The 16142-nt window shown below is 68.0% G+C and carries 15 protein-coding genes; 12 read left to right on the top strand and 3 right to left on the bottom strand.

Translation table 11 applies throughout. The features are described from left to right. The first annotated feature begins 35 nt into the window (after positions 1-35). From HCU76_RS21030 to HCU76_RS20975, 12 genes are all read left to right on the top strand, one after another. On the top strand, positions 36-974 hold the full coding sequence (locus HCU76_RS21030) for a polysaccharide biosynthesis/export family protein (protein ID WP_213954191.1): 939 nt from the start codon (positions 36-38) through the stop codon (positions 972-974). Between the two features lie 22 nt (positions 975-996). Beyond that, positions 997-2385: a GumC family protein gene (locus HCU76_RS21025; protein ID WP_371319871.1), complete on the top strand. Its 1389-nt coding sequence runs from the start codon at positions 997-999 to the stop codon at positions 2383-2385. Further along, the gene (locus tag HCU76_RS21020) at positions 2382-2954 is read left to right on the top strand and encodes a hypothetical protein (protein ID WP_218510555.1); all 573 of its coding nucleotides are present in this window, start codon (positions 2382-2384) and stop codon (positions 2952-2954) included. The genes HCU76_RS21025 and HCU76_RS21020 overlap by 4 nt, the downstream gene beginning before the upstream one ends. After that, positions 2951-4456, top strand: a complete 1506-nt coding sequence (locus HCU76_RS21015) for an O-antigen ligase (RefSeq protein WP_218510554.1) — start codon at positions 2951-2953, stop codon at positions 4454-4456. Before HCU76_RS21020 ends, HCU76_RS21015 begins: the two co-directional genes overlap by 4 nt. After that, positions 4453-5889, top strand: coding sequence for an oligosaccharide flippase family protein (locus HCU76_RS21010; RefSeq protein ID WP_218510553.1), 1437 nt, complete (start codon positions 4453-4455; stop codon positions 5887-5889). Before HCU76_RS21015 ends, HCU76_RS21010 begins: the two co-directional genes overlap by 4 nt. Positions 5890-5904: 15 nt before the next feature. Continuing rightward, positions 5905-7032 carry a glycosyltransferase family 4 protein gene (locus HCU76_RS21005; RefSeq protein ID WP_218510552.1) on the top strand — a complete coding sequence of 376 codons (1128 nt, stop codon included), beginning with the start codon at positions 5905-5907 and terminating at the stop codon, positions 7030-7032. 32 nt (positions 7033-7064) lie between these two features. After that, positions 7065-7685 carry a hypothetical protein gene (locus tag HCU76_RS21000; protein ID WP_218510551.1) on the top strand — a complete coding sequence of 207 codons (621 nt, stop codon included), beginning with the start codon at positions 7065-7067 and terminating at the stop codon, positions 7683-7685. Beyond that, positions 7682-8275, top strand: a complete 594-nt coding sequence (locus tag HCU76_RS20995) for a serine O-acetyltransferase (RefSeq protein ID WP_218510550.1) — start codon at positions 7682-7684, stop codon at positions 8273-8275. The genes HCU76_RS21000 and HCU76_RS20995 overlap by 4 nt, the downstream gene beginning before the upstream one ends. 16 nt (positions 8276-8291) lie before the next feature. Continuing rightward, positions 8292-9236 carry a glycosyltransferase family 2 protein gene (locus HCU76_RS20990; protein ID WP_218510549.1) on the top strand — a complete coding sequence of 315 codons (945 nt, stop codon included), beginning with the start codon at positions 8292-8294 and terminating at the stop codon, positions 9234-9236. Further along, entirely contained in the window at positions 9212-10819 is a 1608-nt protein-coding gene (locus tag HCU76_RS20985) for a hypothetical protein (RefSeq protein WP_218510548.1), read from the top strand. Before HCU76_RS20990 ends, HCU76_RS20985 begins: the two co-directional genes overlap by 25 nt. Further along, positions 10816-11955 (top strand): glycosyltransferase family 1 protein, encoded by a 1140-nt coding sequence (locus HCU76_RS20980; protein WP_218510547.1) that lies wholly within the window; start codon positions 10816-10818, stop codon positions 11953-11955. Before HCU76_RS20985 ends, HCU76_RS20980 begins: the two co-directional genes overlap by 4 nt. A gap of 213 nt (positions 11956-12168) precedes the next feature. Next, the gene (locus HCU76_RS20975) at positions 12169-12843 is read left to right on the top strand and encodes a hypothetical protein (protein WP_218510546.1); all 675 of its coding nucleotides are present in this window, start codon (positions 12169-12171) and stop codon (positions 12841-12843) included. A gap of 31 nt (positions 12844-12874) precedes the next feature. Here the strand turns inward: HCU76_RS20975 and HCU76_RS20970 are convergent, their stop codons facing one another. From HCU76_RS20970 to HCU76_RS20960, 3 genes are all read right to left on the bottom strand, one after another. Then, positions 12875-14389 carry a tripartite tricarboxylate transporter permease gene (locus tag HCU76_RS20970; protein ID WP_213954179.1) on the bottom strand — a complete coding sequence of 505 codons (1515 nt, stop codon included), beginning with the start codon at positions 14387-14389 and terminating at the stop codon, positions 12875-12877. Between the two features lies 1 nt (position 14390). After that, positions 14391-14927, bottom strand: coding sequence for a tripartite tricarboxylate transporter TctB family protein (locus tag HCU76_RS20965; protein WP_218510545.1), 537 nt, complete (start codon positions 14925-14927; stop codon positions 14391-14393). A gap of 93 nt (positions 14928-15020) precedes the next feature. Then, complete coding sequence (locus HCU76_RS20960; RefSeq protein WP_218510544.1) at positions 15021-15980, bottom strand: tripartite tricarboxylate transporter substrate binding protein; 960 nt, start codon at positions 15978-15980, stop codon at positions 15021-15023. Positions 15981-16142: the final 162 nt, after the last annotated feature.

Below are 16142 nucleotides of genomic sequence, written 5' to 3'. Positions count from 1 at the left end.
GTTCGAACCCGCCTCGTCAACAGGACGCAGGCGCCGTGTCGCCGCCCGTCATGGCCGCAGCGTCGCCTCCCGCCCGCGCGCCGCAACCCGATGCCGGCTACACCTTTTCGCCCGGCGACGAATTCGACCTGCGCGTGCCGGACGCGCCGCAACTCGACCAGTCGCTGCGCGTGCTGCCCGACGGCAACGTGAGCCTGCCGCTCATGGGCGTGGTGCGCTTCCAGGACCGCACCGTCGACGACGTGCAGAAGGACTTGCGCACACGCCTCGACAAGCTCGCCGGCGAGGCGCCGAATCGCGAATACCTGCTGCGCCCGAACGATGAACTCGAGATCAAGTTCCCGTTCGCCGCAATGCTCAACGACGTGGTCCGCCTGCGCCCCGACGGCAAGATCCAGCTCCAGCTGGTGGGCATGGTGCGCGCCGAAGGCCGCTCGCCCGAAGAACTGGCGCAAGACCTGCGCAGCCGCTATGCGACCTATGTGCGCAACCCCGACCTCGCGGTGATCGTGCGCACGGTCAACTCGCAAAGCGTGCGCACCGCCAATGGCATCGGACGCGCCGGCCTCTCCGGCCTGAGGCCGACGATCGTGATCCGCAGCTTCCAGCCGCCGCAGGTCTTCGTGGGCGGCGAGGTGGCCCGGCCCGGCACGCTGCCGTTCCGGCCCGGCCTGTCGCTGGTCCAGGCGATGGTCGAGGCGGGCGGCCAATTGCCCAGCGGCGATCCATCGGCCCTCATCCTGTTGCGCCGGCGCCCGGACCACACCCTGGAGGTCGTCAGCACAGGCTTCACGGCCGACGCGTTGCGCTCGCCCGACCGCGACATCCTGCTGCGTCCCTTCGACGTGGTGATGCTGCCCAAGTCCGGCGTCGCCATCGCCGCCGACAACCTGAACCAGTACATCTACAACCTCGTGCCCTTCCTGCGCAACGGCTCGATCGCCCTGAACTACGACAACGTCGGCAGGCGCTGAACAAAGAAAAACGCAAGCTCAAATGCCCGCCACCACGCCCTTGTTCCCTGACCGTCCTTCCACTTCACAGACCCTCATCTCTCCCGGAGAAATCGCGGGCATGCTCTGGCGCAACGGCCGGCTCATCGCAAGCTGCACGGTGCTTGTCTCGGCGCTTGCGCTGGGCCTGTACTTCGCGCAGGTGCCCGTCTACACATCCACCGCGCGGATGCTGGTGCAGATCGACCAGATCGGCACGCCGTCGTTCCTGTCGGGCATCGCGGCCTACCGCGAATCCCAGTTCGCCGAGCCGGTCAGCCGCAAGATCGAAACCGAAATGGCACTGGTGCTCAACCGCACCAACGCCCTCGAAGTGGTCGACAAGCTCGGCGTCCAGTCTTCGCAGCTTCCTGTGTCGGCCATCGCAAACGCCAGGTCGATGCTCGCCGAAACCTTTCCCGCCCTGGACGCACCGGAAAAGACGGACAGCGCCACCCGCCAGGGCCGGATCGCCGACGACATGCTGGCCAACATGAGCATCGAGCCGGTGCGCTCGAAGACGGCCGAGACCACGTCCAATGTGCTCGAGGTCAGCCTTGCCAGCACCGATCCCGAACTCGCACAGCGCGCGCTCGCGGGCATGCTCGACGCCTACCTGCGCGTCAGCACGCAGCAGAACCGGCGCCTCGGCACGGCGACGACAAACCTGCTGAAGTCGCAGATCGTGTCGACCCAGGCGGAACTGAAGAGCGCCGAGGACGCCATGGTGCAACTCGCGGTCCGCGAAAGCCACGACACCGACCTCACCGCATCGGCCACGCTGGCAGGCGCTGCCACCGGCGCGGTCGGCACGCGCCGCGAGACCGGCCGCAGCGCCAATGAAACCGCGAACGCCCAGTTGGTCACGCAGTACCTCGAGCTCCAGGGCCAGCTCGACGAGCTTCGCCAGACCTTCACCGACGAGGCCGACGGCGTCAGGAAGCTGAAGCAGCGCGTGGCCGACATGCGGGCCCGCCTTGCCTCGCAGGTGCGCTCGACCGCTGCCAATGCCGCGGCCTTCAACCGGCTGGAGCGCCAGCGCTCGCTGGCGCTGGACCGCTACGTGGAACTGCGCCGCAAGCTCGACCAGATCGACATCTACATGCAGCTGACGCCAGCGGCGCTCGACGGCCGGATCGTGGTCGATCCACCAAGCGTGCCCGACGGGCGCGAAGCGCGCAGGAAGAAGCTCATCGCCCTGTCCGGCCCCTTCGCCGGCTTCTTGCTCGGCCTGCTCCTGGTCACGCTGAAGCAGTTCCTTCGTCCGCGCATGCAAAGCCGGCGCGAGGTCGAGCGTTTGCTGGGCGCCCCCGTGCTCGGCGCGCTGCCGACCTTCGCCGACAGGCCTGCCAGCCCCACCCCACCCGACGCCGCCGGACGCCCCCGCAAATGAAAAATCCTGATTCGCTCCTGGCAGCCCGCCTCGCGCTGGCCATGCTGGAAAAACTGCCCGTCCGCAACGATGGCGGACATGTGGTGCTGGTGACCAGCGCAGTCGCTGGCGAAGGCAAAAGCTTCGTGTCGCGAATGCTCGCGCACGAATCCGCCCAGTCCACCCTTGGCGACATCGGCCTGGTCTCCACCGGCTTCATCGATGCGACCATGGGCACCAGGCTGGTGGACACATCGGTTCACGCCACGCAAACGCCGCACCTGTTCTACATCCCGGTTTCGCAGGAGCAGCGGCGCGACGAGCTCTACAACGCAGCGGCCGTGGCCGCGGGGATCGTGGCGCTGCGCACGCGCTTCAGGCTCAGCCTGATCGACGGACCGGTGATCGCGAACTGCGGCGCGCTGCTGGCGCGCGTGGACGCGGTGCTGCTGGTGGTCGACTCGGTCCGGACGTCTCCGCAGAAGGTCAGGCGCGCGTTGAGAGAGGCTGCGATCGCGCCCACCGACATCACTGGCGTCGTGCTGAATCGCGCGCCGCAGCCCCTGCCTTCGTGGATCGGCGGCGATTGAACACCTGGCCGAGCCGCGCCACCTCCAGCTTCGAGTGCATTGTTCTCGCGGCCGGCGTGCTGCTGGGCGGGCTCGGCATGGCATCGTTGCTCGGTGCGGAGTCCACGGGGTTGCAGGTGGCGGGGCTGGGCGTCATCGCGGCGGCGGTCTATGCACTGGCCACGCGGCAGCTGCGGCGGCCGCTGCTGGCCGCGGTGTTCTTCCTCGCGCCCGTCGACATCAGCAAGGCGATCATCTCGCCGCTGACGTCCTTGTACTTTCCCGCCGGCCCCTACTACTCACCCGGCCTGTACCTGACGCTTTCCCACATGGCGCTGCTGGCGCTGCTGGTCGCCTGGCTGGGACATCGCGCGCTGCTGGAGCGGCGCTGGCCACCGATGACCCGGCTCGACTGGCTGGCGCTGGGCTTCATGGTGTTCATCTGGATCCGCAGCTTCGGTGCGGCCCAGGGCCTGTTGTCGCTGGGCAGTGCGGCGGCGTATTCCCTTGCCGTGATCGGTTTCTACGTGGCCTCGCACACCATCCGGGACACCTCGGACGTGCGGCTGGTCGTCAAGGCCTCGCTGGCGGTGCTGCTCCTGTCGATCGTCTACGTGGCGCTGCAAGCCATCACCCAGTTGCCGCTGACGCTGCCCGGATCCAAGGGACTGGCCTTTGGCGCCAGCGTCGACTTCGGCGGCGGCGTGTCGACGTACCGGCCTTCGGGGTTCATGAACCACCCCAATTCGCTCGCGCACTACCTGGTCATCGTGCTTCCGCCCGCCATGGCGCTGTGCCTGCTGGGGCCCGCGCGCATTCCGCCGTCGGCATGGTGGATGGCCGTGGTGACGACCCTGGGCGGCGCCATGGTCCTGTTGATCACCCTGTCGCGCGGCGGGTGGGCCAGCGCTGCGCTCGCCACCTTCGTCATCGTGGCCGTCTACGTCCGCAAGGGACTCGTCAGCCGGCCCCAGCTGGCCCTGATGTTCATGGCCCTGATCGCCTGCGCGCTCGTGGTGGTCGCCCTCTACCCGGCGATCCTGCTGCGCCTCACCGCACCCGACAACCGCTCGCTCGAATCGCGCGTGTTGCTGGCGGACATGGCCTTCACCATCATCCAGGCCAATCCCTTCGCTGGCGTGGGTTTCGGGGACTACAACCGCGCGGCATTCGAATACGCCACGCCGCTGTTCGCCAACGTCACCGAGGCCTATCAACAAGCATTGCACCAGTTGGTGGTGCACAACCACTTCCTGCTCGTGGCGGCGGAACTGGGCATTCCGGCGATGCTGCTGTTCGTGTACCTGTTGTGGCGCTTCGTGCGGCTGCCCTGGCCGCTTTCCCGCTGGCAGGACCACGGCACCTTCGCCATTGCAATCGGCTTGTCGGCGGCGGTCGTCGGCGAAGCGCTGTTCTTCAACTCCGACAACTACTACGTCGACATCCGCGTCTACCTGTTCTGGCTGGCCGCTGGCGTGTTGCAGGCGCTGACGCTGCAGGCCGACCGGGAGCGCACGACGTGAAGCGCGGCAAGTTCCTGGTGGCGCTGGGCTCGGCCATGGGCTCCCGCCTCGCGACCGCGGCGCTCAACTACGGGCTGTTCTGGGCGCTGTCGCGGATGCTCGGCACCGAGGCGCTGGGCGGCTTCTCGCTGTTGATGAACGTGTTCCTGATGGTCCAGCTGCTGCCCTTGCTGGGGCTGACAGTGCCGCTGATGCGCCGGGTCGCCACCACGCCGGGCAGCCTGCCGGTCGAGATCACCAACGCCTTCGCATTCGCCGCACCTGTCAGCGTGCTGCTGGCACTGATGGTGGCGACATGGGGCCACGTCTCCTACAGCGGCGACATCGCGCTGTCCTTCGGCCTGGTCGCGCTTTCGTTGCTGCCGACCGCGTGGACGATCGTGGCCGAAGCGGGGCTGCTCGCGCAGGAACGCGTGGCCGACGTGGCGCGCCTCTACTTCATCGAGTCACTGTTGCGCACGGTGCTGGCCATTGCCTGCGTCTGGCTCGGCCATGGACTGGTGGGCGTGTTCACCGTCTTCCTGGTGCTGCGCTTCCTCGCGGCCCTGCTCTATGCGCTGCATTCGATGATGCCCTTCCCGCGGGTCGGCGCCTGGACCTGGCAACTGCAGAAGCGCAACTGGTCCGAGGTGCCGGTGTTCTTCAGCATCGCCGTGGTCGCAGCGCTGGTGTCGCGGCTCGACGTGCTGACGCTGTCGCACCTGCGCGGCCTGCACGACGTGGCCACGTACTCGGCCGGCTCGCGGCTCTACGATGCGGCGCAAATGCTTCCGACGGTGACCGCGCTGGTCGTCCTGCCCACGCTGTCCAGGCAGTTCCTGTCGGCGCGCGAGCAGTTCCGCACGACGCTCGGCCTGTCGGTGCGCATCGGCCTGCTGCTGGGCCTGGCGTTCGCGATGATGGCCGCCGCATTCGCGCAGCCGGTGATCGACCTGCTCTATCGCCCCGACATGGCCGAGGCCGCGGCGGGGCTGCGCTGGCTGATCTTCGCCGCCGCCATCATGATGGTGGACGTCATCCTGTCGTCCACGATGCTGGCGGCCAGCGCTCAGCGGCACGACCTGCGATCGCTGACCCTCGGGCTCGTGGCGCTGGTGCTGGCGCTGGGCGCGCTGGTGCCCGGCTTCGGGCCCACCGGTGCCGCCGCGTCGGTCGTGATCGGCCTGTGCGTGCGTGTGATGTGGCGCCTGCGCTGGGCGGTGCGCGAACTCGGCATGCCCCCGCCCTGGCTCCACATCGCGCGTCTCGTGGCCGGCTGCGCGACCGGCGTGGCGACCATGGTGCTGGCACTGCCCCAGGGCGCCCTGGCAGCTGCGGTGGGGGCGCCCGCAGCCTACGTGGCGACGATCGTCCTGCTGGGAACGCTGGGCCGCCACCCCTGGCGCGCGCTGCGCGCCGACATCGCGTTGCTGAGCAACCGCAATCCCTCCTGAAAGCACACGCCTGACATGCGAATCCTCCACCTCGACCCGGATGACATGGGCAACCCGCTCTCTGGCGGCGGTCCCATCCGGACCTACGAGATCTACAAGCGCCTGGCCTTGCGGCACGAAATCACGGTGCTCACGCCGACCTTCGCGGGATCGACGCCGGAAATGCACCGCAGCGGCATCCGCTACGTGCGCCTCGGCCGCAAGATCCGCAACCACGGCTCGTCGCACCACATCACCTACCTGGCCTCGCTGCCCCGCGCCGTGCGGCGCTTCGACCACGACCTGCTGGTGGAAGACTTCATGCCGCCGTCGTCGGCCACGTACACGCCGCTGTTCCGGCACCGGGACCGCCCGTTGATCGCATCGGTGCAATGGTTCTTTGCCCGCGCCTACACCCGCAGGCTCAAGCTGCCATTCCACTGGGGCGAGGAGTACGGCGTGCGCCTGTACGACAACTTCGTGGTGCTGACCGAAGCCATGCGGACCTTCATCGAGGGGCGGCACCCGAAGGCCAACTGCCGCGTGGTCGCGAACGGCGTCGATGACGCCTTGTTCGAAACCAGTCCACTGCCGGGCATGGGCATCCTGTTCCTCGGCCGCATCGAGATCCGGGCCAAGGGCATCGACCTGCTGCTCGCCGCCTATGCACGGATTCCCGAGGCCGAGCGCGAAGTGCTCACGCTGGCCGGCACGGTGCAGGAGCCCCAGGAACTGCAGCAACTGATCGACCGCCACGACTTGCGGCGCTGGGTGCGCGTCACCGGCCCCTTCAATGCGACCGAACGCTTGCGGCTGCTGGAGGGATGCCGGTTCGTGGTGATGCCGTCGCGCACCGAGACCTTCGGCATGACCATCGCCGAGGCCAACGCCGCCGCCCGGCAGACCGTGATCTGGGACATCGCGCCGATGAACGAGGTGGCGTCGCCCTTCAGCCCCCGGGTCAAGGCATTCGATGTCGACGCCTACGCGGCCGCGATGCGCGTGCTGCTCCACGCGCCCGTGGAAAACCTGGCAGGTCTCGGCGAAGGCTCCCGCGAATACGCGAGGCGCTGGGACTGGAACGCGGTGGCCGATGCGCAGGAGCGCTTCTATCTCGACGTGATGGACCGGCATCGCCACAAGCGCTCCCGGGCCCGGGCCTGAGCACACACCCATTCCGAACCTTGCGCACTGCCATGGACCATTCGACTGCGACGCCCCCGAAGGACGCTCCGATGCGCTGGGCCGAGACGCGCGCGTGCATCCGGCAGGACTTCGCCCGCTTCGTCCCGCTGATGGGCGACAACGTGACGCTGCCCAGGAAGGTGTTCTGGTTCCTGTTGCCGTCCTTCCAGGGTGTATTTCTCTACCGCCTCTACCGCCATGCCTACCTGCGCGGCTGGCGCACGCTGGCCAACCTGATGTACCTGTTCAACCATTACGTGACGCGCGTGGACATCCCGCCCGCCACGTCCATCGGCCCCGGCTGCATGATCGGCCACTGCCCTGTCGTGCTCTGCGGGCGCATCGGCAGCAACTTCACGCTGATGGGCGACGGCGGCACGGGCGGCGGCTTCGACAGCCAGGACATCGGTGGCGGGCCGGGCCTGCCGGTGGTCGGCGACAACGTGGTCATGGCCATCAAGTCCATCGTGCTCGGGCCGATCCGTGTCGGCGACGGTGCGCGGCTCGGCCCTGGCGCGGCGGTCATGCGCGACATACCGGCCGGCGCCGTCGTGGCCGCGCCGCTGTCGCGCATCACGCGGACCACGGACGGGGATGTCGCCCATGCCCCCTCGGGGGGCAGCGATCAATGACCGCGTCGACCCTGCCTTCGCTCGAACGGAAAAGCCCGGGATGGCGTGAAACGCGTCGCCTCATCGGCACCGACCTGGACCGCGTCGCACAGCACCTGCAAATGCCGGATTCGTGGGCCCATCGCGCCTACTTCTTCTGCCTGCCTGGCTTCCAGGCGCTTCTGTTCCATCGCGTCTCGCGCTGCCTCTACGTCAAGGGATGGACAGGCTTGGCGCGCATGGTGTCGCTCTTCGCCCTGTACCTGACGCGTGCCGAGATACCACCGACCACCTCCATCGGCCCCTCGGCGCTCATTGCACACGCCACCTGCGTGAACGTGTTCGGAAAGCTCGGGGCGCGCATCACCATCAACGGTTGCAGCGCCATCGGCGGCGGCATGGCGATGGACGACATCGGCGGCGGCCCGGGTTACCCCGTCATCGGCGACGACGTCGTCCTGGCCTATGGCGCCAACGTGCTCGGCCCGGTCTGCATCGGCAACGGCGCGCACATCGGTCCGGGCGCGCTCGTCACCTTCGACGTGCCCGAAGGCGGGCTCGTCCTCTGGGATCGGCCCCGCGTCATCCGCGATGGCGCCAACCGGGCCTGAACAAATGAACGAAGACATGAAACAACCGCTGGTCAGCATCATCATCGTCAACTGGAACGTGCGCGAACTGCTGCACGCCTGCATCAAGTCGGTCTACGAGCAAGGAGGCCTCCCGGCCGACGCCATGCAGGTGATCGTCGTCGACAACGCGTCGGGCGACGGCAGCACCGCCATGGTCCGCGACTGCTTCCCGCAGGTGCACCTGGTCGCCAACGTCGACAACGTCGGCTTCGGCCGCGCCAACAACCAGGTGCTGGAGTTCTGCGAGGCGCCCTATGTCCTGCTGCTGAACCCCGACACGGTGGTGGAGCCCAACGCCATCGTCGACCTGGTCAAGGCCATGGACGCATCGCCCGAGGTCGCCGTGATCGGCTGCCGCCTGCTCAACGGCGACCGCACGCTGCAGCGCTGGACCGGCGGCGCCTATCCGCGCCTGCTGAACCTGATGACGCACAACTTCTTCCTCGACCGCCTGCTGCCCGCCGCATGGCGGCCGCTGCCGCTCTACCTGGACCATGACGTGCGCGAGGACATCGATGTCGACTGGGTCTCGGGCGCCTGCATGATGCTGCGCGGCAGCAAGCTCGACGGACGCCTGTTCAACACCGAGTACTTCATGTACGGCGAGGACATGGAACTCTGCCATCGCCTCAAGCAGGCAGGCGGCCGCGTGGTCTACAGCCCGAAGGTCTCGATCATCCACTACCAGGGCGCGAGCATGAAGAAGCAGGAAGGCGATGTCCTGCTGTCGTCGCTCAAGGGGCCGCGCCAGTTCTACCGGCAGATGCGCGGCGGACGCGGCCTGCGGGTCTACGACGTCATCACGGTTTCGGGCTTCGGCCTGCGCTGGCTGATGTACCAGGTGGCCGGCACCTTCCAGCCCGACAGCGGCTTCGACCGCAGGGCCCGGTCGAGCCAGGACATGATGCGACGCGCATGGGCCATCCTGCGTACCCACTGACGCGGCGTGCCTGGCTCGCGGGCTCGACGCTGGCCGTCGGGGCCGGCGGGATGCTGCTGCAGTCGTCGTGCCGGGCGCGGCCCGGTCCCGCGGGCCCGGATGATGCGACGTTCGCGCCCAGCAACGAGTCGCATGCGTTCGACGTGACGATCGACGCGCGGGCGGCGGGCACGCCTGTCAACCGCCGCGTGCTCGGCAGCAACGTCGGCTGGGTGTACGGCGGGGACAACATGGTGAAGGAGGACGGCGGCTTCGCGCCGGCCATGCTCGCGATGGCGCGCCGCCTCGGGCCCACCGTGCTGCGCTTTCCGGGCGGCACGTTCTCGGACGTGTTCCATTGGGAGGCGCCCGTCAACGAACATGTCTTCAGCCGCGAGCGCCAGCGCACGCTGATGGACACGCGGCGCTTTCTCGAACTGTGCGAGGCGGTCGACGCCCAGCCGCTGATCACCGTGAACATCGTGACCGGCACGGCCGAGGAAGCGGCGCGCTGGGTGGCGGCCACCAACGTGGGGCGCATGACATCGCGCATCACCGGCCGCAAGCTGCCGCACGTGGCGTACTGGGAAATGGGCAACGAGCCCTATCTCAAGGAAGAGTCCCGCACCGACGTCAACCTGCCGCCGCAGGAATTCGCGCGGCGCGTCGACACCTTCATCCGCGCCATGCGCGCGGTCGACCCCGACATCGTCATCGGCCTCCCGCTGACCACCGACCAGCGCGCCGGCCTGCCGGTCACGCCCTACCCCGGTTTCACGCGCACGGTGCTCGGCACCGTGACCGAGCGCTTCGACTACGCGTGCCTGCACAACGCCTACATGCCCTTCGGCTCCAAGCGCGGCATGTCGCCCGTCGAGTTGTACTGGGGCGCAGCGGCGGGCGCGCTCACCGTGAAACGCGACTTCGGCGTCATGCGACAACTGCTCGCCGACGTGCGGCCAAGACAGAAGCTGCCGCTGGCGGTGACCGAATACAGCCCTCTGTTCAGCCTGGGCCGGGGCCCATCCGACAAATGGACCAGCGCGCCCGCGGGCGCCATCTTCCTGGCCGATGTGCTGCGCGTGTTCGCCGAGACGCCCGACGTCCTACTGGCGAACTACTGGTCGCTGTCGGCCAACGGGCTCTTCGGCGCGATCCATGCCGGTGCGTTCCCGAGGCCGGCCTTCCAGGTCCTGCAGCTGATGGGCGAGGCGCTGCAGGGGCAGCGCATCCAGGCCGCCGTGCAGTCGGAAACCGTGCGCGTCGCAAGCATCGGCCAGGTGGAGGCCGTGGATGCCATGCCGCTGGTCGAGATCCTTGCCACGCGCGCCGATGCCAGCGGAGGCCGCGCGGCCCTGCGCATGATCGTCATCAACAAGGACCCCCGGCGCGCCGCGCTGGGGCAGTTCGGCTTCGGCGCCGTCCGCGCCGCGCAGGCGCGCATGAGCCTCCTGTCCTCCGACGACGTCTTCGACGCCGGCGACAAGCCCGACATGCTCACGCGCGGCGAGTCCCCGCTCGAGGTCCGTGCCAACCAGAAACTCAGCGCGCGCCTGCCCCCGCACAGCGTGGCGCTCATCACCGTGGACATTCCCAGCTCATGACCGCCTCTCCTCCCCGCCCGCGCGTCGGCGTGGACTTCCATACCTTCGACGGCATCTTCCAGGGCAGCCGCAGCCACATCCTCGGTGTCTACCAGGAGGCGATCGTGCAGGCGCCCGAGATCGACTTCGTCTTCCTGCTGGGCAACACCGCGCGACTGCGCGCGGAATACCCGGTGTTCAACGCGCCCAACGTCGAGCTGATCGAAGTACCCCATGCCGGCGGCATGGCGCGCCTGGGGTGGCAACTGGCGCTGCTGCAACGCAAGCACGACATCGACCTTTTGCACATGCAGTACCGCCTGCCCTTCCTGCGGCTGGGGCCCTGCGCCTGCACCATCCACGACACGCTGTTCGAGACGCACCCGCAGTACTTCACGCCCAACTTCGTCCGGATGTCCCGCGTGACGAGCATGATCGCGGTGCGCCATGCCAGCCTGCTCTTCACGGTGAGCGAGTTCTCGCGCGGGGAGATTGCGCGGCTCTACGACATCGACCCGGTGCGCATCGCGATCACCACCAACGGGATCGACACCACGCGCTTCCATCCGGGCGCCGAGGGCGCCGACTATGTGCGCAGCGCCGGTCTGGAGCCCGGCGGCTACCTCTGCACCGTCGGCCGGCTGGAGCCGCGCAAGAACCACCTGAACCTGCTGCGCGCCTACGCCCTGCTGCCCGGACCACGGATGCCGCTGGTGATCATCGGCCAGCGCGACTTCCACAGCGAACCCATCTTCGACGCCGTGCGCACGCTGGGGCTGGAGCAGGACGTGCGCTTCATGGAGAAGGTGCCGGACCATGGCCTGCCCGCGCTGTTGCGCCATGCGGCGGTGTTCGTCTATCCGACCTTTGCCGAGGGCTTCGGCATGCCGGTCGCGGAGGCGATGGCCAGCGGCGTGCCGGTCGTGACGTCGAGCACGACCTCCCTGCCCGAGGTCGCCGGCGACGCCGCGCTGACGGCCGACCCCAACTTTCCCACCGCCATCGCGGCGGCCGTATCGACGCTGTTGTCGAACCCGATCGCTCGATCGCGCGCCATCGAGCGGGGCATTGCGCAGGCGGCGCGATTCAACTGGCGTGCGTCGGCGCAGGTGATGGTGGCGGCGTACCGGCAGCACTTTGCGCAGGACCTGCCGTGACCCCCAAGTCATCCCGGTCATTTGCGCCTACAGCCGGGTCGGCGACTATTCCCACTGCGTGTATGTCTATGCGTTCCAGGTGCACCGGTGCGCCGCCGCCATGCTGCCGGGAGTTGACACATGGACATTGACTTGTGTCGCTGTCACTGAGACGCTGTTGCTCGCGATGCCGTCCTGGCATCTCATCGAAAAGCCGGCCCTATCGCTACGGAAATGAAAATCTTCGCCAAACTCGGCCTGCTCATCGGCCTTGCCGCTTGGCTCTGGATCACTCCGGTTGGCAACACAGCCATCGCCGCGACACCTCCCGCCCCGGAGGCAAAGGCCACGCGCATCGCCTTCATCGGCAACAGCCTGACGCTTCATCCGGAGAACAAGGCGTTGGATTGGCCGAATCACTGGGGCATGGCGGCATCGGCCCAGGCCAGTGACTACGCGCACCTGACGGGCGATGCCCTGAAGTTGCCCGTGTCGGTCTTCAGCTTCTCCAGCCTCGAACAGGACCCCGTGGCCAATGCGGGCCGGATTGCGGAGATGGCCCCCCGCATCGACGCCACGACCCTGGTGGTCGTAGAACTCGGGGACAACGTGCAGCCGGCAAACCTCGCGCCCTTCGCAGCGGCCTACAGCAAGCTGTTGGCGACGGCATCACGAGGGCTGCGTCTCGTCTGCCTCTCGACCTGGTGGCGCAACCCCTCGACGGACGCCATCATCCGGCAGGAATGCATGTTGCGCGGCGGGCGCTACGTCGACATCGGCGACATCCATCCCGATCCCGCAAGCCAGGACCGCCAGGGGACCCAATTTGCGAATGCCGCCGTCAACGCGCATCCGCATGATTGGGGCATGGCCCGCATCGCCGAACGCGTCGCGGCGGCGCTGCGATAGATAGCGCCGCCGCGACTCACGCGAGCATTCGTCAGGAGACCAGCGCCGCCTGCGCCTTGCGATCGCTGAAGCGCTTGGCCAGGCGCGGCAGGATCAGCACGGCCAGCACGATGACGACCAGCGCAATCGACATCGGCCGCTGGAAGAACACCACCGCGCTGCCCTCGCCGATCGACATGGCATTGCGCAGTTGCGCCTCGGCCAGCGGCCCCAGGATCATGCCGACCACCACCGGCGCGGTCGGGAAGTCGAAGCGCCGCATGAGCACGCCCAGGATGCCGATGCCGTAGAGCAGGAACAGGTCGAAGGAACTCTGGCGCATGCCGTAGGCGCCCACCGTCGCGAAGATCAGGATGCCCGCATAGAGCTGCGGCTTGGGGATCTTCAGTAGCTTCACCCACAGGCCGACCATCGGCAGGTTCAGCACCAGCAGCATCACGTTGCCGATGTAGAGCGACGCGATCAGCGCCCAGACCAGCGCGGCCGAGGTGGTGAACAGCTGTGGCCCCGGCTGGATGCCGTAGTTCTGGAAGGCGCCGAGCAGGATGGCGGTGGTGTTGCTGGTCGGGATGCCGAGCGTGAGCAAGGGGATCAGCGCCGCCGTCACCGTCGCGTTGTTGGCGGCCTCGGGGCCCGCCACGCCTTCGATGGCGCCGACGGTGCCGAAGTCCTTCCTGTGCTCGGGCTTGGCCAGTTTCTTTTCCGTGGCATAGCTGAGGAAGGTCGGGATCTCGGTGCCGCCCGCCGGGATGCAGCCGAAGGGCGTGCCGATGGCCGTGCCGCGCAGCCAGGCCGGGATGGAGCGCTTCCAGTCGGCCGCGCTCATGTGCACGCGGCTCAGCTTGTTCTGCCCTTCGACGACCTTGCCTTCGTACAACACTGCGTAGAGCACTTCGGCCACGGCGAACAGCCCGACCGCGACCAGCACGATCTCGATGCCGTCGAGCAGTTCCGGAACGCCGCCGGTGTAGCGGCCCTGGCCGGAGATCTGGTCGAGCCCGACGCAGCCCGCAGCCAGGCCGACGAAGAGCGCCGTCATGCCGCGCAAGGTGCTCTTGCCCAACACCGCGCTCACCGTGGTGAAGGCCAGCAGCATCAGCAGGAAGTATTCCGGCGGACCGAGCTTGACGGCGAACTCGGCCACGAAAGGCGCGAACAGGGTGACGATAACTGTTGCGATGGAGCCCGCCACGAAGGAGCCGATGGCTGCCGTGGCAAGCGCCGCGCCCGCTCGCCCGCTCTTGGCCATCTTGTTGCCCTCCATGGCCGTCACCATGCTGGCCGTCTCCCCGGGCGTGTTGAGCAGGATGGAAGTGGTGGAGCCGCCGTACATCGCGCCGTAGTAGATGCCGGAGAAGAAGATCATCGAGGCCGTGACCTCGACCTTGGCCGTGATCGGCAGCAGCATCGCGACCGCGACCGCCGGGCCGATGCCGGGCAGCACGCCGACGGCCGTGCCGAGCGCACAGCCGACCAGGCACCAGAGCAGGTTGGCAGGGGTGATCGCGAGCGCGAACCCGTGCATCAATGCGTTGAAGATGTCCATGTCAGAGCCAGCCGGTGTTGGTGAGTCCGGGCAGGTTGATCGCCAGGAATTTGGTGAAAGCCCAGTACACCGGGGCCGCGATCAGGAAGCCCGTGAGGCAGTCGAGGAGCCACGTGCGCGGCTGGTTGGCCGCGGCCTGCCCGTTGGCGCGGCGCAGGCCCTGCACGGCCAGCACATAGGCTAATGTGCAACTCAGGATGAAACCCAGCGTGGTGATGAGCGCCGCGTTGAGCAGCAGCCCGGCCGACACCCAGACGAAACCGGGCCAGTAGGCCGGCTCCTCGTCCGGGGCCGCCTCCAGTTCCCGAAAGCCACCGGTGCGCGCCTCCCAGATGATCCAGCCGCCACAGATCGTGAGCACGATCGATACCAGCCACGGCAGGAAGTTGGGGCCGACGCCGCCGTAGCCCGCCTCGGACGAGATGTCGATGGCGCCCATCGCGAGCAGCAGGCCCGTCAACAGCACGCCGACCCCGACCAGGGTCTGCGGCCACAAGGCGCCCGCTTGCGGTGACGCCGCGATTTCTGGGTTTGTCATTTGTCTTTTTCCTGGATTCGGGGCGTGAGCGCCCCATTGCGAGACACACCGCGGAGCCGACCTTGCCGGCCCGCGGGTATTGCCCTCGGCCCCTTACACCATGCCGGACTTGGTCATGATGGCGCGCAGGCTTGCGAAGTCGTCGTCGACGAACCTGGAGAAGGCATCGCCGGAAATGACGGCCGGCGTCCAGTCGTTCTTCTTGAGCGCATCGGCCCAGGACGGGGTCTTCACCGCGGCCAGCACCACGTCGATCAGCGCCTTGCGCTGGTCCGGCGTGATGCCCGGCGCGCCGTACACGCCGCGCCAGTTGCCGATCTCGACGTCGATGCCCTGCTCCTTCAGTGTCGGCACGTTGACGCCGGGCAGGCGCTGGGCCGAGGTGACGGCGATCGCCTTCATCTTGCCCGCCGCGATGTACTCGGCGAACTCGCTGTAGCCGCTGCCGCCCACCGTGACGTTGCCGCCCAGGATGGCCGCCGTGGCCTCGCCGCCGCCACGGAAGGCGACGTAGTTGATCTTCGACGGATCGGCGCCGACCTTCTGCGCGATCATGGCCGCGGCGATGTGCTCGGTGGAGCCGCGCGAACCGCCGCCCCACTTGACGCTGCCCGGGTCCTTCTTGAGTTGCGCGACCACGTCGGCCATCGACTTGAGCGGCGAGTTGGCCGGCAGAACGAAGACGTTGTATTCGGTGGTCAGGCGCGCCAGCGGCGTGGCCTGTTCGAGCTTGACCGGGGGCTTGCCGGTGATGATGCCGCCGAGCATCACGGAGCCCATCACCATCAGCGCGTTCGGATCGCCCTTGGAGCCGTTCACGAACTGGGCCAGGCCCAGCGCGCCGGCGGCGCCGCCCTTGTTGTCGTAGGTGACGGTGTCGGCGAGCTTGCCGTCCGACATGGCCTTGCCCAGCGCGCGGCCGGTGGTGTCCCAGCCGCCGCCGGGGTTGGCGGGGATCATCATCTTGACGTTGGCCGCAGCCCAGGCCGACAGAGGCAGGGCACCGGTGGCGGCCAGTGCTGCAAGGGATTTCAGAAAGGTATCGCGACGCATATGAGAAGGTCTCCTGTGACTGTGGTACTGACCGGAAGCTGACTGGGTATCATGCGCCGCCTTGCTGTCAGTTGGCTGTCCTGCGTCTTGGGGAAAACACTGAACCCTGCAAGGGCCATCGACCGCGCCCAATCCGTGGGGCGGATCACATGAAATTCGAAG

The organism is Variovorax sp. dw_308 (genome assembly GCF_019207085.1).
In the GTDB taxonomy this organism is placed as follows: domain Bacteria; phylum Pseudomonadota; class Gammaproteobacteria; order Burkholderiales; family Burkholderiaceae_C; genus Variovorax.
Note: the sequence above shows the minus strand (reverse complement) of the source record. Positions and strands in the feature narration are given on the sequence as shown.